Raw genomic sequence first — 16,320 nt, forward strand, 5'->3', positions numbered from 1 at the left:
GTCAGTAGATGAATATCCTTGTGGGAGCGAGCCTGCTCGCGAAGACGTTGTCACATTCAACATCATCGTTGACTGACCGACCGCTTTCGCGAGCAGGCTCGGCCCCACAGGTTTTATGTGTGCAGGTTACTTGAGGTTGCCGCTGAGGAACTGCCGCAGGCGTTCGCTCTTCGGATTGCCGAGTACCTCTTCAGGCGCGCCTTCCTCTTCGACCAGCCCTTGGTGCAGAAACAACACCTGGCTGGAGACTTTGCGCGCGAAGCTCATTTCGTGAGTCACCATGATCATCGTCCGGCCTTCCTCGGCCAGGCCCTGAATCACGCGCAACACTTCACCCACCAGTTCCGGGTCCAGCGCCGACGTCGGTTCATCGAACAGCATCACCTCCGGCTCCATCGCCAACGCGCGGGCAATCGCCACGCGTTGCTGCTGACCGCCGGAGAGAAACGCCGGGTACTGATCTGCCACGCGGGCCGGCAGACCGACTTTGTCCAGATAGCGCCGGGCGCGATCCTTGGCTTCCTGTTTGCTGCAACCCAGCACCCGGCGCGGGGCCATGGTGATGTTTTCCAGCACGGTCATGTGGCTCCACAGGTTGAAATGCTGGAACACCATTGCCAGTCGCGTGCGCAGGCGTTGCAGTTCGTCCGGGTCGGCGACGTGCATGCCGTGGCGGTCGGTGACCATGCGGATCGTTTGGCCATCCAGGCTCATGGCGCCGTCGTTGGGTTGTTCGAGAAAATTGATACAGCGCAAAAAGGTGCTTTTACCCGAGCCGCTGGCGCCGATCAGGCTGATCACGTCGCCGGTCTTGGCCTTGAGCGAAACGCCTTTGAGCACCTGATGGTCGCCATAGCTTTTGTGCAGGCCTTCAACGGTCAGTTTGTACATGGGACAGACATCCTCAAGGCGAAAGTAGGTAGCCGCTGCGATAGGCTTCGGCGCCCGCGACGTGGGCGATCACCATGCCGGCGGTGGCCATGCGCCGCAGCGAGCGGGCATACATCAGGCCGGCCGTGGTGCAATGAACAGGCGTGACCCGGTTGTTGATCGGATCGATGATTTCGGCAATCTGTTGCCCGGCCTCCAGGTATTGCCCCGCCGTGGCGGTGTAGACCAGTAAGCCGCCGACCGGCGTAGTTACCGGTTCCACCCCGGCCAGCGGCGTGGCAGGGAAGGCCAAGGGCGGCTGTGGTCGGGTCTCGCCGACGATCGCATCGAACTGGATCAGATAATCGATCAATGCCTGACAGTCGCGGCTGGCCATCGGGTGATTGACATCGCCCTGGCCGCGCAACTCGACGGTCACCGAGAAACTGCCCAGCGGAATCTCGAAGTGTTCGCCGAAACGCTCCTTGAGTTGCCACCACAGCAGCGTGAAACATTCATCGAACGACTGCCCGCCGGAATCGGTGGCCAACAGACTGGCCTGCGACTCGATGTAACGCGCCAGCGGCTCGACCTGCGGCCACGCTTCGGGCGTGGTGTAGAGGTGAACCACCGATTCGAAATCGCAATGCAGGTCCAGCACCATGTCCGCGTCGCAGGCCAGCCGTTGCAGGGTCAGGCGCTGGGATTGCAGTTGCGTGCTGGCGGTCTGACGGGCGAGGGCGTTGCGCAGGCTGGCACGGATCAGTTCGAGATTACCCTGCGGGTCATCGCCGAGCTTGCCCTCGATGTCGTTGCCGATTTCTTCGCTCAGATCGACAAACCAGCGATTGAAGTTCTGCCCGCTCTCCAGTTCGTAGCGGCCCAGCGGCACGTCCATCAGCACTTGCTCGAGGCCGACCGGGTTGGCCACCGGCACCAGCACGATTTCGCTGCGCAGGCGCCCGGCGGCTTCCAACTCCGCCAGTCGCTGCTTGAGGTGCCAGGCCACGAGCATGCCGGGCAATTCGTCGGCGTGCAGCGACGACTGGATGTAGATCTTGCCTTTGGCCTGCTGCGGGCCGAAGTGGAAGCTGTGGATCTGTCGTGCGGTCCCCGGCAGTGGGGCCAACAGGTCATGGATCTGGTGTCGCATTACAAGGTTCCTAGTGAGTCGGCCCGAGGAAGGCCAGCCATCGGCGTTCGGCGAGGCGGAACAGGCCGACCAGCGCAAAGGTAATGGCCAGGTAGATCAGCGCGGCAATGCCGAACGATTGAAAGGTCAGGAAGGTCGCCGAGTTGGCGTCCCGGGCGACTTTCAGGATGTCGGGGATGGTCGCGGTGAAGGCCACGGTGGTCGAGTGCAGCATTAGGATCACTTCGTTGCTGTAGTAAGGCAACGAACGGCGTAAGGCCGAAGGCATGATCACGTAGGCATACAGCTTCCAGCCCGTCAGACCGTAAGCCTTGGCCGCTTCGACTTCGCCGTGGTTCATGCTGCGGATCGCCCCGGCGAAAATCTCCGTGGTGTAGGCACAGGTGTTCAGGGCAAAGGCGAGGATCGTGCAGTTCATCGCATCGCGAAAGAAACTGTCGAGAATCGGCTGCGCGCGCACGGCGGCGAGGCTGTAGATGCCGGTGTAGCAAATCAGCAGTTGGATATACAGCGGCGTACCGCGGAACAGGTAGGTGTAGAACTGCACCGGCCAGCGCACGTAAAAGTGCGACGACACACGGGCAATCGACAACGGTATCGACACCAGGAAGCCAATGAAGATCGAGGCGCTGAGCAGCCACATCGTCATCGCCAGCCCGGTGATGTTATTGCCGTCGGTATAAAGGAAGGCTTTCCAGTATTCCTGCAAGAGTTCGATCATCGTACGGCCTCCCGGGCACCGGCGGCGTAGCGGCGTTCGAGCCAGCGCAGGATGATGTTCGAGGCACTGGTGATCAGCAGATAGATCAACGCGGCGAGAACCAGGAAGTAAAACAGTTGATAGGTGCTTTTACCGGCGTCTTGCGCGGCTTTGACCAGATCGGCCAAGCCAATGATCGACACCAGCGCGGTGGCCTTGAGCATCACCATCCAGTTGTTGCCGATGCCCGGCAGGGCGAAGCGCATCATTTGCGGGAACACCACGAAGCGAAAGCGCTGACCGCGTTTGAGGCCATATGCCGTAGCGGCTTCAACCTGACCGCGGGGCACCGAGAGGATCGCACCACGGAAAGTTTCGGTGAAGTACGCGCCATAAATGAAGCCCAGGGTCAGCACCCCGGCGCTGAACGGGTCGATCTCGATGTATTCCCATTCCATGTAATCGGTGAGCGAGGTCAGCCAGGTTTGCAGGCTATAGAAGATCAACAGCATCAGCACCAGATCCGGCACCCCGCGAATCAACGTGGTGTAGACCTGGGCAGGCAGGCGCACCATTTTGACTTTTGACAGCTTGGCACTGGCGCCGAGCAGGCCGAGCAACACGGCCACCAGCAGCGACAACGCCGATAATTTGATGGTCATCCAGGTGCCTTCCAGCAACAACGGGCCGAAACCCTTGAGGCTGAAGGCGGATAGCCCCAGATTTTGCAGGAGGTTTTCGAACATAAATCAGCAACCTGAGCGGATGGAAAAGGCGCCCATCGAGGATGGGCGCCGGGGCATTATTTGCCGCTGTACAGATTCAGATCGCCAAAGTGTTTCTTCTGGATGGTGGCGTAGGTGCCATCATCGTGTAACGCTTTGATACCTTTATCCAAAAGCGCTTTCAGCTCAGTGTTACCTTTCTTAATACCGACAGCGGTTTTGGCGGGCAGCAATTCGCTGTCGACCGGCTTGCTGACTTCATAGTCGACGCCCTTTGGCGACTTCAAGAAGCCCAACTCGGCTTGCAGCATGTCCTGGATGCCAGCGTCGAGACGGCCGGAGGTCAGGTCGGAATACACCTGATCCTGGTTCTGATAGGCCTGGGTTTTCACGCCGGCCTTGTCCAGCACGGCTTTGGCGTAGGCCTCCTGAATGGTGCCTTGCTCGTAGCCGACGGTTTTTCCTTTCAAAGACGCAACGTCTGCGGTGATACCCGAGCCTTTCTTGAACACGTAAGCGGTCGGGCCGGAGAACAGCTCGCTGGAGAAGTCGATGACTTTTTCGCGGGCCGGAGTCACGGTCATCGACGAGATCACACCGTCGAATTTATTGGCTTTGAGGCCCGGAATCATGCCGTCGAAGTCACTTTCGACCCACTTGCACTTGACCTTCAGTTCGGCGCAGATCGCGTTGCCCAGGTCGATGTCGAAGCCCACCAGGTTGCCGTCGGCCGCTTTCGACTCAAACGGTGCATACGAAGGGTCAACGCCAAAGCGCAGCTCTTTGTATTCCTTGGCCAGCGCGGAGCCAGCGGCCATGCACAACGCCAGTGCAGAAAGGGTCAGCAATGCTTTTTTCATTATTCAATCCCTAAGAACCAATATGAGCGCTTGTGGCGCAGAATTATTGTTACTGGAACGCGTACGACCTATAGAAAGTAGCAATTTCCGAACCAGAGTCCCGAACAAGCGTTTTAAAAGGTGGGGATTGGTAGATGAGGAGGGGATTGATGCACGGAAACGGGCGTCGTAAAAACCTTGCACCATTTCAGTTCGATGTTGGGATTTCGCGGGCGCTGCATTCCCTGTGGTGAGGGGATTTATCCCCGATGGGTTGCGAAGCAGCCCCCAGCATTCATCAGGGAGAATTGCATGCTCAGGTTTTGCGACTGCTGCGCAGCCGATCGGGGATAAATCCCCTCGCCACAGGTAGTCATTCAATTCAAATGATCAGTGTCCCGGGAAAGGGGGTCAGGCAAGGAGGTTTTGTAGCGTGGCCAGGCTGTCCGCCTCATCGACAGTCTTGTCCTGCCGCCAGCGCAGCATCCTCGGAAAGCGCACGGCAATCCCGCTCTTGTGCCGCCGTGACAGGGCGATGCCTTCGAAACCCAGTTCGAACACCAGGCTCGGCTTGACACTGCTGACAGGGCCGAACTTTTCCACAGTGGTCTTGCGCACGATGCTGTCGACCTGGCGCATTTCCTCGTCAGTCAGACCCGAATAGGCTTTGGCGAACGGCACCAGCGCACGCTCGCTGGAATCGGGCGGGCCATCCCAAACGGCGAAGGTGTAATCGCTGTACAGACTGGCGCGACGGCCATGCCCGCGTTGTGCGTAAATCAATACGGCATCGACGCTGAACGGATCGACCTTCCACTTCCACCAAACGCCCATATCTTTGGTGCGACCGACTCCGTACAGCGAGTCGCGGGCCTTGAGCATCATGCCCTCGACGCCCAGGCGTCGGGAGGCTTCGCGCTGGCGGGCGAGGTCGAACCAATCCGTACCGGTCAGCACCGGGGAAGCCAGCAGCACCGGACTGTTGCAGCGGGCGATAACGTCTTCCAACTGCGCGCGTCGCTTGGCCTGCGGATCGTTGCGCCAGTCTTCGCCCTGCCATTCCAGCAAGTCGTAGGCGAGCACCACCACCGGTACTTCTTCGAGGATTTTCTTGTCGAGGGTTTTGCGGCCGATCCGTTGTTGCAGCAGGGCGAACGGTTGCACCGCTGGCGGTTCCGGCGACTGCGGATCAAAGGCGTCTTCAGTCAGTGGGTGGGTGCTTTTCCACACCACGATTTCACCGTCGATCACCGTGCCATCGGGCAAACCGTGCACCAGTACGTCAAGTTCGGGAAAACGTTCGGTAACCAGTTCTTCACCCCGCGACCACACCCACAACTTCCCGTCACGCTTGACCACCTGCGCGCGGATGCCATCCCACTTCCACTCCACCTGCCAATTGCTTGCAGGGCCGATCAATGCTTCGAACTCTTCGACCGGTTGTGCCAAGGCGTGCGCGAGGAAAAACGGGTACGGCTGGCCGCCGCGCTGGGCATGCTCGTCAGTAGACTCTGGCGCAATCAACTTCAGATAGCTGGCGGCGTTCGGCCGGTTGGACAGGTCGGTGTAGCCCACCAGACGCTGGGCTACGCGCTTGCTGTCGAGCCCGGCCATCGAGGCCAGTGCCCGGGTGACCAACAGTTTCGACACACCGACGCGAAAGCTGCCGGTGATTAGCTTGATACACAGCATCAGGCTTGGCCGATCCAGCTGAGCCCAAAGTGCTGGCAGTTGTCGTGACAGGAACTCCGGTGTTTCACCGCGCAATGGCAGCAGTCTGTCCTCGATCCATTCAGCCAGGCCGGCGTCGGAACTGTGCGGATTTTCCGGCAACACCAGCGAAATGGTTTCCGCCAGATCGCCGACCGCTTGATAGCTTTCCTCGAACAGCCATGGCGTCAGCCCGGACACCTCGACTGCCAGTTCACGCAGGATCCGCACCGGCACCAGTTGCCGTGGCCGACCACCGGATAAAAAGTACACCGCCCATGCCGCATCCTGCGGTTCGGCCTGAGCGAAATAAGCCTGCATCGCTGCCAGTTTGGCGTTGCTGGACGTGGTGGCGTCGAGTTCTGCGTACAACTCGGCGAAGGCCTTCATGCTTGCATCTCGGCGACGGTCGGTGCAGAGGCGATGTTTTCTTCTTCGTCATCGCCGTATTCAGTGTTGAAGCCTTTGGCATCGAGGCCTTGTTCGCGCAGATGCCGCACGAGCACGCCGATCGAGCCGTGGGTGACCATCACTCGTTCGGCGCCGGTCTGGTTGATCGCCCAAAGCAGACCCGGCCAGTCGGCGTGATCGGACAGCACGAAACCGCGATCGACCCCGCGCCGCCGGCGGGTGCCGCGCAAACGCATCCAGCCGCTGGCGAACCCGTCGCTGAAGTCGCCGAACCGACGCATCCAGGTGCTGCCCCCTGCCGATGGCGGGGCGATGACCAGGGCCTGGCGCATGATCGGATCGCTTTTTTTCACGTCACCGGCGTAAATCGTCGGCGGCAGATATACCCCTGCTTCGCGATAAACCCGGTTCAACGGCTCGACCGCGCCGTGGCTGAGGATCGGGCCGAGGGTTTCGTCGATGCCGTGGAGAATGCGCTGAGCCTTGCCGAACGAGTAACAGAACAACACGCTGGCCTTGCCCACGGCGATATTGGCTTTCCACCACTCGTTGATCTCGCTGAACACCTGCGCTTGCGGCTGCCAGCGGTAGATCGGCAGGCCGAAGGTCGATTCGGTGATAAAGGTGTGGCAGCGCACCGGTTCGAACGGTGCGCAGGTGCCGTCCGGCTCGATCTTGTAATCGCCTGAGGCAACCCAGACTTCGCCGCCGTATTCCAGACGCACCTGGGCCGAACCGAGCACGTGCCCGGCTGGATGGAAACTCAGGGTGACGCCATGGTGGGTGAGGCGTTGGCCGTAGGCGAGGGTTTGCAGGTTGATGTCCTGACCCAGACGCGCGCGCAGAATCCCTTCGCTGGCGCTGCTGGCCAGATAATGCTGATTGCCGGTGCGGGCGTGATCGCCATGGGCATGGGTAATCACCGAACGCTCCACCGGCCGCCACGGATCGATATAAAAATCCCCGGCGGGGCAGTACAAACCTTCGGGGCGGGCGATAACAAGGTCCATGTCGTTACCAGAAATGGGGGGCTTGTTAGCTATGAGGTTTGGGCGGGGTCAGAAGTTCTATGGATTTTTTCAGGACGACACAAAACAGTGCAGGAGTGAGCCTGCTCGCGATAGCGGTGTGCCTGACACATCAATTTTGACTGTCAGACCGCTATCGCGAGCAGGCTCACTCCTACAAGGGAATCTGCGTTTATTTGCCGGGGGTGAGGGTCAGGCGCGTCTTGCCATACACCCGATCAAAGTTCTGCGGCTGCAGCGGCAACCCGATGTACTGGCCCTTGAGCCACTGATCAATGCCATTGAGGTAGTTCGGGCTCACCGGATTACCCGATTGCCCCGCACCGTTCTGCCCCATCAGCGGTTCGGCCTGACCGAAGTCGACGATAAAACGCATCGACGGCGCACGCGTCGTGGTGAAGTCCTGGCCCCAGTTAAACGCCGAGGTGTTCAGTGTGGTGTGATCGCCGCCAGCCGCCAGCGGCCCACGAACAGTCTGGCCATTGGCGTTCTTCCACACGTAGCTGTGCAATTTGCCCCATTGCCAGGCTTTGTGATCGCCACCCAACTGGCTGTCGCCAGCGGCAATCGCTGCCGCGAAGCTGCGGGCGAGAATCACCGCTTTGTCCTCTTTCTGCGGCGTGCGCAGGTCATCCCAGAACGGACTGTCCTCTCGCCCCAGCAGATGATCGGCTTGCGCGGCGTAGGACAAATCACCGTTGGCGATAAACGCTTTCCACGCCGCACTGGACTCTGGGCCTAGTTCGTCGAGGAAGATCTGCTTCATGCTTTCTTGCAGGAACAGTTCATAAATCGCCGCATCCGCCGAGGTCGGGCTGAGTTTGCCGTCAAACGCCATCAATCGGGTGAACGCCTCGCGGGCTTTGCTGCGATCGGTTTCCGGCAGGGCGTCGATCGCCTGTTTCAGCGGTTGTTTCATCCCCGGCGCTTCGAACACCTTCTTCAGCTTGGCGGCGAACGTGGTGGTCTGGTCGTATTGCATGGCGATGACGCTGCGACTGTCATGCTTGCCGCTGCCGGCGAGTTCAGCAAGACGCTCACCACGTTCCGGCGCGGCCCAGGAGTTCGACAGTTGCATGCCGTAACCGTGAGGAATCACGCGCTGGTTGGCGGTGCCGAGCCAGCCTTGCGCCGGGTCCTGATCGTATGGGTGCAGCATCGGGTCGGCATAACCGTCCCAGTCGTAACGACCTTCCCAGCCCGGCGACGGCAGCAGGCCTTCGCCTTCGCGACGGTTGGGGAAGCGGCCGGTGACTTGCCAGCCAATATTGCTGGCGTCGGCGAATACCAGATTCAGCGCGATGGCGCGGATTTCCCGGCTCGCGTCCGAAGCGCGCTCAACGTTCTGCGCACGACTCAGATCAAAAAATGCGTCCAGGGTTTTGTCGTCGGTGAAGCTCGGCGTCTGCAAGGCCAGGCCATAACCGTTGCCTTGTGCGGCAGCCTGGGCGCTGTTGAGCAACGCGCCGTGGCGGGTTTCGTACACCGCTTCGCGAATCGGCCGCTGGCCTTTGACGAAATAGGTTTCGTTGCGCACGCCTACAGGCTGCCATTTGCCATTTACTTCGTAGGAAAGCGTGCTGCCCTGACGACGGATTTTTTCCAGGAACAGGTCCTGGTTGTCGCCGAGCACGCTGGTCATGCTCCACGCCACTTTGCCGTTGAAACCACCCAGCACCATCGGCAAACCGGCTACGGTCACGCCGGCAGCCTGATATTTAGGCGCGCGAATCTGCACGAAGCTCCAGAGCGACGGTGCGGCCAATGGACCATGGCTGTCGCTGGCCAGCAGGCTTTTGCCGCTGCGACTGCGTTGCGGGGCAATCGCCCAGTTGTTCGAAGAGGGGGTGCCGAGCAGGTTTAGCGTCGACAGTTGCTGGCTGGCGCTGCTCAGTTCGCTCAGACCGGGGATTTGCCCGTTGAGCTTGAGGCCTTGCAGCTTGTCGGCTTCGGCCAGCGGCAGATTTTCGTCCGGGGCGGACGGGGTCAGCCAGGCGAGTTTGTCGGTGGTCACGGTTTGCGCGAGCACCAGTGACGAGATTTCCTCCGGCAGGTTGGCCGATTGGCTGAAGTTCAGTAGGGCGAAAATCAGCGCGGAATCTTCCGGCTTCCAGTATTCCGGCTTGTAGCCGCTGGCAGCGAGGTCGCCCGGCAGTTTGTCGGCATAGCGGAACAGGTAGGCGTTGACGCCGCGCGCATAGACTTCGAAGAATCGCTTGAGCCGCGGCGACGAGGCCTTGTACAGCTCGGCGGCGCTTTTTTTCAGATTGACCGCGCGCATGTAGCGGTCGGCGTCGAGCATCGAGGCGCCGGAGATTTCCGCCATACGGCCCTGAGCGAGCAGGCGCAGGGTGACCATCTGGTTGATGCGGTCGCTGGCGTGTACATAGCCGAGGGCGAACAGCGCGTCGTGGAAGCTGTTGCTTTCGATCAACGGCATGCCCATGGCATTGCGGCGTACCGAAACGTTCTGCGCCAGCCCTTTGAGCGGTTGCACGCCGGAGTTGGGAGGGAGGGTGTCCTGAGCGTTCCAAGTCTGGCAACCGGACAGGCTCAAAACACTGGTCACTGCTGCGGCAACGCCGAACCGGGGAAGAAAATGTGTAAGGGCTGGCGAGGCCATGGCAAAGCTCCTGCGGGGGTGTCGAGGCTGGGGGCGCAATAAAGCCGCTACGTTAGTGAGCGGGAGGTGGCCGCGCAAGCGGGGCGAGTGGTTATTTCTTGCCACTGATCGATGATCGTTTCATGACTTGCTTAGGTGAAGGGAGGGATGTTGAAGTGCGGGCAATCAAATGACCCTCGCGAGAAGACCTCTATGGAGCTGCAGGCCAACACTGCACTGATCATCATCGACCAGCAAAAAGGCATCCTGCAGCCGCGATTGGGGCGCAGGAACAATCCGCAGGCTGAAGAACGAATCCTTGATCTGCTGGCGCTTTGGCGCCGCAGCGGGCGGCCGGTGATTCATGTGCAGCACTTGTCACGTTCGCCGGATTCGGTGTTCTGGCCGGAGCAATCCGGGGTGGAATTTCAGGAGAGGTTTTTGCCGCAGGACAGCGAGTGGCTGATTCAGAAACAGGTGCCGGATGCGTTTTGTGCCACTGAGCTGGAAGCACGGTTGCGGCAGGCCGGGATCGGGCAGTTGATCATCGTTGGTGTGGCCACGAACAACTCGGTGGAATCCACGGCGCGCACGGCGGGCAATCTGGGGTTTGATACGTGGGTCGCGGAGGATGCGTGCTTCACCTTCGACAAGACCGATTATTTCGGTACGCCGCGTTCAGCCGAAGAGGTGCACGGGATGTCGCTGGGGAATCTGCATGGGGAGTATGCGACGGTGGTCAGTGCCGGACAGATTCTGGCCGTCGCCTGAGAACTCTGTGGGAGCTGGCAAGCCAGCTCCCACAAGGATCGCGATGTACACAAAATGTGTGACAGACGCTGATTAACCTGTAGGAGCGAGCCTGCTCGCGAAGGCGATTGATCAGGCGATGATGATCTTCGCCCGAAGCATCAAGCCCCGTGGCACTTCTTGAATTTCTTGCCGTTGCCGCATGGGCAAGGGTCGTTGCGGCCGACGTCTTTCAAGGCATTGCGCACTGGTTCCTGGTGAGCGTGGCCGCAGTTCGGGCCGTGGACGTGGCCATGGTCATGATCGTGGTGATGGTCATGATCATGATCGTGGTTGCAGTCAGGGCCATGGACATGAGGTTGCTGAGTCATCGGTGTTGCTCCGGAATTAAATCGGCGGGGATTATCACGCCATTGCGCTCAAGGTGCACGTAGTGAGCGATGAATAAACCGGTTTCCATTTCGCCCTGCAAACGATAGGGGATCTGCTGGTCCGGTTTTTTCAGCATTTTCACCACGTCCTTCACCTTCGGCCATAAATTGGTGCGGATCGGCACTTTGAAGTACGCGCTGCGTTTGGGCCCGACGGTAAACCAGTGTTCATGCTCGCCCTCAGCCAGCAGCATGTCGGCCAGATGAATGCGGTATTCCAGGCCGCGCACGGTCAAGTCGCTGTCGTTTGGATTGTCGATGCGAAAGTGCAGGATGAACTTCTGCTCAAGCAACTTGGCGCGCACCACTTCGACTTTTACCAGGTGCACGGCGGGGTCGACGCGGTCATCGCTGAACCAAGACGCGCAGCCGCCGAGGTTCAGCATCAGCATCAGAACAAACAATCGCAGTGTGTGGCGTTGACCGAGCATCGAGTAACTCCCTTTGTGCTCCAGTCTAGTTGCCGCTGTCTTTACGCGCCGAAATACCCCGCACAGCACTTCTTGAACTTCTGCCCGCTTGCGCACGGGCAACTGTCATTGCGCCCCAGCTTCAATTGCACAGTCGGGTCGATGAAGTACCAGCGCCCGGCGTTCTGCACAAATGAAGAACGTTCGCGGTGGCTGTGTTCGCCCTGGCTGTCGTGCCAGCGCGCGGTGAAGGTGACGAAGGCGTGTTCCGGCTGGCCGCCGAAGACTTCCGAGCTTTCGACGTCGAGGCCGAGCCAGGTGCTTTGCGCGCTCCAGGCACTGATCGATTGGCGATCCAGCCCCGCTTGCTGAGCGGGCAGGGTGGTCGCCACCAGATAGTCGATCAGCCCCAGCACATAAGCGCTGTAGCGCGAACGCATCAAGGCTTCCGCGCACGGCGCCGGCAGGCCTTCGTGATAGTGACCGCAGCAGGCATCCAGCAGATTGCCGCTGCCGCAAGGGCAAATGGCTGTACTCATTGCATTACCACCAGTATTTCCCGAAGTTTTCCGGATTGGCCCAGAACCTTGAATTGAGCCAGTCGGGGACTTGTTTGTAGTCAAGCAGATCATAGGTGAACAGTGTCAGCACTTGATCGTCGCGTTGGAAGCGTTCGCTGGCTTGCAGTGCCAGCGAGTAAAAATCGGTTTCCTGCCAGCCGCTGGCCGACAGATCCGCCAGCACCGCAATGCGACTGGCGTTGAGGTTGCGGATCCCGCCCAACAGATTCAGGCCGTCACGCTTGGGCAAATGTTCCAGGCAATCGACCACCAGCGCCAGATCGAAACGTTGCGCCGCCAGCTCGGCAGGCAAGGCACCGGGCGCGGCGTGGGCGACGATGGTGTCCGGATGCGCTTCTTTAAAAGCAGTCAGCGCCGGGAATTCACTGGCGCCGATCAACAGCAGACGCGCCGGGGCGTAACGATCCAGCAAAGCGGCCAACGCCTGTTGCGGCGTACGGGAAGAAATGGCGACGTTCATCGAAGCTCCTCAATCAGACCGCCAAGACTAGCCTGCCTGACTGCGGCGGCAAAGAGCCCGACCACGCAGGTTTGCGGCAAATGCGCCAAAGTCCTGTGAACACGGTCGCAAACAGCAATGGCCTATTGCTGGCGGAGATTAAAACTCCGGTCTTTACTCCCTGAATCGGTTTTAAGCCGATCCCTCAGGAGAAAACTAGATGAGCATAGTTCGGACAGCATTACCCTTGGTTCTGCTAACCAGTGTGTTGACTGGTTGCGCAGGTTTGCAGAAAACCGACTGGCCGACCTGTGCGGCGGTCGGTGGTGTCGTCGGTGCCGGTCTTGGCGCTACCGAGAGTTCGGCATGGGCCGGATATGGTGCGTTACTTATCGGCGGTACGGCAGCAGCCTATTGCTGGGTGCACGGTGATGGCGATGAAGACGGCGATGGTGTGCCGGACAGTCGCGACAAGTGCCCGGGCACGCCTAAAGGCGTACAGGTCGATGCTGACGGTTGCCCTCCACCAGCGCCTGCACCCGTGGTTGAAGAAGCTGTCGTGGTCAAGGAAGAAACCATTGTCATTCGCGATGTTCACTTCCAGTTCGACAAAGCCACGCTGACCGGTGCCGACAAACAAGTGCTCGACAAGGTCGCTACGCGCCTGAAACAGGAATCCTCGACCGCGCAACTGACCGTCACCGGTCATACCGATAGCGTCGGCAGCGATGCCTACAACCAGAAACTGTCTGATCGTCGCGCGCACTCGGTGGTCAAGTACCTGGTTGAGAGCGGCGTGCCGCAAAGCAGCTTCGTTTCGGTGACCGGCGCCGGTGAAAGCCAGCCAGTCGCGGACAACAAAACCGCTGACGGCCGTGCGCAGAACCGTCGTACAGAAATCAAAATCAACCGCTAGCCCTCTCGCATCCGCGGCTTGTGCAGTCGCGGATGCGGGTCTTTACTCCTGTGTAACCGGTATGGGCCGGTGACACAGGAGCTTTCACAATGACTGTTTTCTCAAGGTCCGTCTTGCCGGTGCTGCTGCTTGGCAGCTTGCTCACCGGTTGCGCCACCCACAGCGATGGCACTGCACCCCTCAATCAACGTACGTGGCCGATCTGCAGCCTTCTCGGCGGGCTGGTCGGTGGCGGCCTCGGCGCCATTGAAAGTGGCGGTTGGGCCGCTGGCGGCGCAGCGCTGGGGATACTTACCGGCGGACTGATCTGTTATGCCCAGGACGGCGATAAAGACGATGACGGCGTATTCGACCGCCGCGACCGTTGCCCCGATACTCCGGCCAATACCCCGGTCGATCACCGTGGTTGCCCGCTGCCGCAATATCCGGTCGTTGAGAAAGCGGTCGAACCGGCCCCGCAAACCGAAGTCATCACGTTGAGCGATGCCGGCAACGTACTGTTCGATTTCGACAAGTCCGACCTGACGCCCGCCGCGAGAGCCCAACTTGATACGCTGATGGACAAATTGCGCAATGCCGACGTGGTCAGCATCAAGGTCATCGGTCATACCGACAGCAAAGGCTCGGATGCTTATAACCAGGCATTGTCGGAACGGCGCGCCAGCAGTGTCGCGGCTTATTTGCTGAGTCAGGGGCTGGCACCGAACAAACTGACCAGTGAAGGACGAGGCGAGAGTGAGCCGGTGGCCGATAACGCAACCGACGAGGGGCGCGCGCAAAACCGTCGCGTGGAGCTGCACATCAATCGTTAGGAGGTGTCTGTAGTCCGCGAGCTAGAGCTGCCGGGGCGATCATCGTCGATCCGGCAGCCATTTAGCGGCTCGGCGAAGATTTTTCATTTTTCCCTCTGGCTTATCCCCCGCAGAAGCCGTTACTGTGCGCCCAAAGAATAATTCGCAACACGGGGGAGCGTATGAAAGTGTTCTGGGGGCTGGGGCGGTTATTGACCCTGCTGTTCTGCTGCGTGGTACTGGCCAATCAGCTGGTGCCGTTCGTACATCCGCTGCATCTGCTGGTCAATCTGGCCGGCGCTCTGCTGTTGCTGATCCATGTGTTCGAAGTGCTGCTGTGCAATCGCAGCCTCAAGGGGCGCGCGCACCCTTGGCGTGATCGTGGCCGCATCCTGCTGTTTGGCGTATTCCATCTGCAAACCATCCCGGCCCCGGCCGCTCCGGAGGCTTCTTCCCATGCGTAAATTGTGTCTGCTCGCTGCTTTTATCAGCCCTTTGGCCTGCGCCCAGGTGGTCAGCGTCGAAACCAATTCCCTGATGCGTCTGCCCAACACCGCCGGCACTTTGCAGCTCGAACGACTGGAAGTGGCCGATTATGGCACCTTGCTGGTTCCGGCCAACGTGACCGAACTGAGTGTCGGCGAATTGCGCCTCGGTCATGAAGCACGCATCGCCATCGTTCCGGGTGAACAGGCTTTTGAGATGAAGGTCATTCGTGCAGATTTGAGCGATGGCAGTCAGATCACCGCGCGCGGTGCGCCGGGCACCTACGAAAAAGCCGCCCGTGCCGGGCGCAATCTGAATCTGCAATTCAAGGCACTGAACGCGCCGCAACTGTTGGTCGATGCCCGTGGCGGTACCGGTGCGCCGGGTTTTGTCGGTCTCGATGGCGGCAACGGTGAAGATCCAGGGTGCACCTATGGCTCGGCTGGACATGGTGCGGATGGCAGTGACGGTAGCGACGGTCAGCCAGGTGCTCCGGGTGCGCTGGTGCGGCTGGAAGTGCCGCGCGACTTCCCGGTTGAGCAAATCAAGGTCAACGTCGCCGGCGGTGCTGGCGGCCCGGCGGGTGTTGGCGGCAAGGCAGGCAAGGGCGGCAAATCCAAGGGCTGCCTGGTGTATCGCGCCGATGGCGGCAAGAGTGGCAAGGCGGGGGCTGATGGGCAGCCTGGGCCAGTGGGGGCGGCGGGGGCTGTGACGGTGCAGCGCTTGTAAAAGCAGACCCTCATCGGAACGCCGCCCGCCCAGCCCTCTCCCGGAGGGAGAGGGGGCCGACCGAGGTGACTCACGCTATCCATCGACCTGAAAAACCGAGTCGATTATGGATTCAAAGCCAATCTTTCAAGTCGGCGTAGCTCTTCAATATCCCCCACTCAGTCCCCTCTCCCTCCGGGAGAGGGCTAGGGTGAGGGGCTTTTGATCTAATCCCCGATCTTCAAATCATCGGCCTCGCCGCCGCAATCGCCACCAGCACCAACCCGACAATCAAATTAATCCCCACCACCCGCCGGATTCGCCCCAGCACCGCCGCACCCGCCGCCCAGTCCTTCGCTTCAACCGCCTTACGCAACTCCGGCAGCATCAACCCCTGAATCCGGATAAACAGCGCCGTCATCACCACATACAGCCCGATCATCACTTGCACATACTTTGGCGCGGTCTCAAACCCGACCTGCTGCAAATGCAACATACCCACACCACTGATCGGCAACAGAATCAACGCGACCCAGACCCAGCGGAAAAAACCTTGAAACACTTCCACCCACAAGGTCAGCCGGGCAGGGCCGTCCAAGGCCTTCACAGCCGCCGGACGCAAGACCATCCAGGCGAAAAACATGCCGCCGACCCAGACCAGAGCGGACAGGACATGCAGCGGATAAACGAGGCTAAAAGGTGTCATTGGGGCACTCCGTTCTGCGCGGGATTAATTAGCGGGGTATGATAGCCGCCATCCGAAACCACTG

The 16,320-nt window shown here is 60.1% G+C and carries 18 protein-coding genes; 5 read left to right on the forward strand and 13 right to left on the reverse strand.

Going from position 1 to position 16,320, the window contains the following annotated elements:
• Positions 1-126: 126 nt before the first annotated feature.
• The 8 genes from ACA074_RS06255 to ACA074_RS06290 all read right to left on the reverse strand — a co-directional run bounded on the left by ACA074_RS06255 (position 127) and on the right by ACA074_RS06290 (position 10,059).
• On the reverse strand, positions 127-891 hold the full coding sequence (locus tag ACA074_RS06255; RefSeq protein WP_497678625.1) for an ABC transporter ATP-binding protein: 765 nt from the start codon (positions 889-891) through the stop codon (positions 127-129).
• A gap of 13 nt (positions 892-904) precedes the next feature.
• Positions 905-2,023, reverse strand: coding sequence for a succinylglutamate desuccinylase/aspartoacylase family protein (locus tag ACA074_RS06260; RefSeq protein ID WP_497616735.1), 1,119 nt, complete (start codon positions 2,021-2,023; stop codon positions 905-907).
• A gap of 10 nt (positions 2,024-2,033) precedes the next feature.
• Positions 2,034-2,744: an ABC transporter permease gene (locus ACA074_RS06265; protein WP_187679481.1), complete on the reverse strand. Its 711-nt coding sequence runs from the start codon at positions 2,742-2,744 to the stop codon at positions 2,034-2,036.
• Positions 2,741-3,469, reverse strand: coding sequence for an ABC transporter permease (locus tag ACA074_RS06270; protein ID WP_187679480.1), 729 nt, complete (start codon positions 3,467-3,469; stop codon positions 2,741-2,743). Before ACA074_RS06270 ends, ACA074_RS06265 begins: the two co-directional genes overlap by 4 nt.
• Before the next feature lie 56 nt (positions 3,470-3,525).
• Positions 3,526-4,308: a transporter substrate-binding domain-containing protein gene (locus ACA074_RS06275; protein ID WP_187679479.1), complete on the reverse strand. Its 783-nt coding sequence runs from the start codon at positions 4,306-4,308 to the stop codon at positions 3,526-3,528.
• Positions 4,309-4,698: 390 nt separating this feature from the next.
• Entirely contained in the window at positions 4,699-6,387 is a 1,689-nt protein-coding gene (locus tag ACA074_RS06280; protein WP_497678626.1) for an ATP-dependent DNA ligase, read from the reverse strand.
• Positions 6,384-7,418, reverse strand: a complete 1,035-nt coding sequence (locus ACA074_RS06285) for a ligase-associated DNA damage response exonuclease (protein WP_401270579.1) — start codon at positions 7,416-7,418, stop codon at positions 6,384-6,386. Before ACA074_RS06285 ends, ACA074_RS06280 begins: the two co-directional genes overlap by 4 nt.
• A gap of 190 nt (positions 7,419-7,608) precedes the next feature.
• A complete protein-coding gene (locus tag ACA074_RS06290; RefSeq protein WP_497678627.1) occupies positions 7,609-10,059 on the reverse strand; it encodes a penicillin acylase family protein in 2,451 nt (816 codons plus the stop codon).
• A 192-nt stretch (positions 10,060-10,251) separates the two neighbouring features.
• Between ACA074_RS06290 and ACA074_RS06295 the strand changes: the two genes are divergently transcribed.
• Positions 10,252-10,809: a cysteine hydrolase family protein gene (locus tag ACA074_RS06295; protein WP_497678628.1), complete on the forward strand. Its 558-nt coding sequence runs from the start codon at positions 10,252-10,254 to the stop codon at positions 10,807-10,809.
• 140 nt (positions 10,810-10,949) lie between these two features.
• On the opposite strand, the gene ACA074_RS06300 is transcribed toward ACA074_RS06295, so the two are convergent.
• The 4 genes from ACA074_RS06300 to ACA074_RS06315 are packed head-to-tail and all read right to left on the reverse strand — an operon-like array spanning position 10,950 to position 12,670.
• The gene (locus ACA074_RS06300; protein WP_008083915.1) at positions 10,950-11,159 is read right to left on the reverse strand and encodes an SEC-C metal-binding domain-containing protein; all 210 of its coding nucleotides are present in this window, start codon (positions 11,157-11,159) and stop codon (positions 10,950-10,952) included.
• On the reverse strand, positions 11,156-11,650 hold the full coding sequence (locus ACA074_RS06305) for an LEA/WHy family protein (RefSeq protein ID WP_489878342.1): 495 nt from the start codon (positions 11,648-11,650) through the stop codon (positions 11,156-11,158). Before ACA074_RS06305 ends, ACA074_RS06300 begins: the two co-directional genes overlap by 4 nt.
• 41 nt (positions 11,651-11,691) lie before the next feature.
• Positions 11,692-12,168, reverse strand: coding sequence for a YchJ family protein (locus tag ACA074_RS06310; protein ID WP_210700995.1), 477 nt, complete (start codon positions 12,166-12,168; stop codon positions 11,692-11,694).
• A gap of 4 nt (positions 12,169-12,172) precedes the next feature.
• On the reverse strand, positions 12,173-12,670 hold the full coding sequence (locus ACA074_RS06315) for a DUF6231 family protein (protein ID WP_187679472.1): 498 nt from the start codon (positions 12,668-12,670) through the stop codon (positions 12,173-12,175).
• Positions 12,671-12,869: 199 nt separating this feature from the next.
• Here ACA074_RS06315 and ACA074_RS06320 point away from each other — a divergent pair, with 199 nt between their 5' ends.
• From ACA074_RS06320 to ACA074_RS06335, 4 genes are all read left to right on the forward strand, one after another.
• Positions 12,870-13,565: a PA1041 family peptidoglycan-binding anchor lipoprotein gene (locus ACA074_RS06320; RefSeq protein WP_497678629.1), complete on the forward strand. Its 696-nt coding sequence runs from the start codon at positions 12,870-12,872 to the stop codon at positions 13,563-13,565.
• Positions 13,566-13,654: 89 nt separating this feature from the next.
• Entirely contained in the window at positions 13,655-14,377 is a 723-nt protein-coding gene (locus tag ACA074_RS06325) for a PA1041 family peptidoglycan-binding anchor lipoprotein (RefSeq protein ID WP_497678630.1), read from the forward strand.
• 161 nt (positions 14,378-14,538) lie between these two features.
• A complete protein-coding gene (locus ACA074_RS06330) occupies positions 14,539-14,820 on the forward strand; it encodes a DUF1145 domain-containing protein (RefSeq protein WP_489878345.1) in 282 nt (93 codons plus the stop codon).
• Entirely contained in the window at positions 14,813-15,571 is a 759-nt protein-coding gene (locus tag ACA074_RS06335) for a collagen-like protein (protein WP_497678631.1), read from the forward strand. Before ACA074_RS06330 ends, ACA074_RS06335 begins: the two co-directional genes overlap by 8 nt.
• A 220-nt stretch (positions 15,572-15,791) precedes the next feature.
• Here the strand turns inward: ACA074_RS06335 and ACA074_RS06340 are convergent, their stop codons facing one another.
• Positions 15,792-16,256 carry a CopD family protein gene (locus ACA074_RS06340; protein ID WP_497678632.1) on the reverse strand — a complete coding sequence of 155 codons (465 nt, stop codon included), beginning with the start codon at positions 16,254-16,256 and terminating at the stop codon, positions 15,792-15,794.
• Positions 16,257-16,320 lie beyond the last annotated feature (64 nt).

The organism is Pseudomonas sp. LBUM1655 (assembly GCF_059716085.1).

Excerpts from the sequence above, each read along its gene's own strand:
- ACA074_RS06255 (WP_497678625.1), bottom strand. The coding sequence starts at position 891 with ATGTACAAACTGACCGTTGAAGGCCTGCACAAAAGCTATGGCGACCAT.
- ACA074_RS06260 (WP_497616735.1), bottom strand. The coding sequence starts at position 2,023 with ATGCGACACCAGATCCATGACCTGTTGGCCCCACTGCCGGGGACCGCA.
- ACA074_RS06265 (WP_187679481.1), bottom strand. The coding sequence starts at position 2,744 with ATGATCGAACTCTTGCAGGAATACTGGAAAGCCTTCCTTTATACCGAC.
- ACA074_RS06270 (WP_187679480.1), bottom strand. The coding sequence starts at position 3,469 with ATGTTCGAAAACCTCCTGCAAAATCTGGGGCTATCCGCCTTCAGCCTC.
- ACA074_RS06275 (WP_187679479.1), bottom strand. The coding sequence starts at position 4,308 with ATGAAAAAAGCATTGCTGACCCTTTCTGCACTGGCGTTGTGCATGGCC.
- ACA074_RS06280 (WP_497678626.1), bottom strand. The coding sequence starts at position 6,387 with ATGAAGGCCTTCGCCGAGTTGTACGCAGAACTCGACGCCACCACGTCC.
- ACA074_RS06285 (WP_401270579.1), bottom strand. The coding sequence starts at position 7,418 with ATGGACCTTGTTATCGCCCGCCCCGAAGGTTTGTACTGCCCCGCCGGG.
- ACA074_RS06290 (WP_497678627.1), bottom strand. The coding sequence starts at position 10,059 with ATGGCCTCGCCAGCCCTTACACATTTTCTTCCCCGGTTCGGCGTTGCC.
- ACA074_RS06295 (WP_497678628.1), top strand. The coding sequence starts at position 10,252 with ATGGAGCTGCAGGCCAACACTGCACTGATCATCATCGACCAGCAAAAA.
- ACA074_RS06300 (WP_008083915.1), bottom strand. The coding sequence starts at position 11,159 with ATGACTCAGCAACCTCATGTCCATGGCCCTGACTGCAACCACGATCAT.
- ACA074_RS06305 (WP_489878342.1), bottom strand. The coding sequence starts at position 11,650 with ATGCTCGGTCAACGCCACACACTGCGATTGTTTGTTCTGATGCTGATG.
- ACA074_RS06310 (WP_210700995.1), bottom strand. The coding sequence starts at position 12,168 with ATGAGTACAGCCATTTGCCCTTGCGGCAGCGGCAATCTGCTGGATGCC.
- ACA074_RS06315 (WP_187679472.1), bottom strand. The coding sequence starts at position 12,670 with ATGAACGTCGCCATTTCTTCCCGTACGCCGCAACAGGCGTTGGCCGCT.
- ACA074_RS06320 (WP_497678629.1), top strand. The coding sequence starts at position 12,870 with ATGAGCATAGTTCGGACAGCATTACCCTTGGTTCTGCTAACCAGTGTG.
- ACA074_RS06325 (WP_497678630.1), top strand. The coding sequence starts at position 13,655 with ATGACTGTTTTCTCAAGGTCCGTCTTGCCGGTGCTGCTGCTTGGCAGC.
- ACA074_RS06330 (WP_489878345.1), top strand. The coding sequence starts at position 14,539 with ATGAAAGTGTTCTGGGGGCTGGGGCGGTTATTGACCCTGCTGTTCTGC.
- ACA074_RS06335 (WP_497678631.1), top strand. The coding sequence starts at position 14,813 with ATGCGTAAATTGTGTCTGCTCGCTGCTTTTATCAGCCCTTTGGCCTGC.
- ACA074_RS06340 (WP_497678632.1), bottom strand. The coding sequence starts at position 16,256 with ATGACACCTTTTAGCCTCGTTTATCCGCTGCATGTCCTGTCCGCTCTG.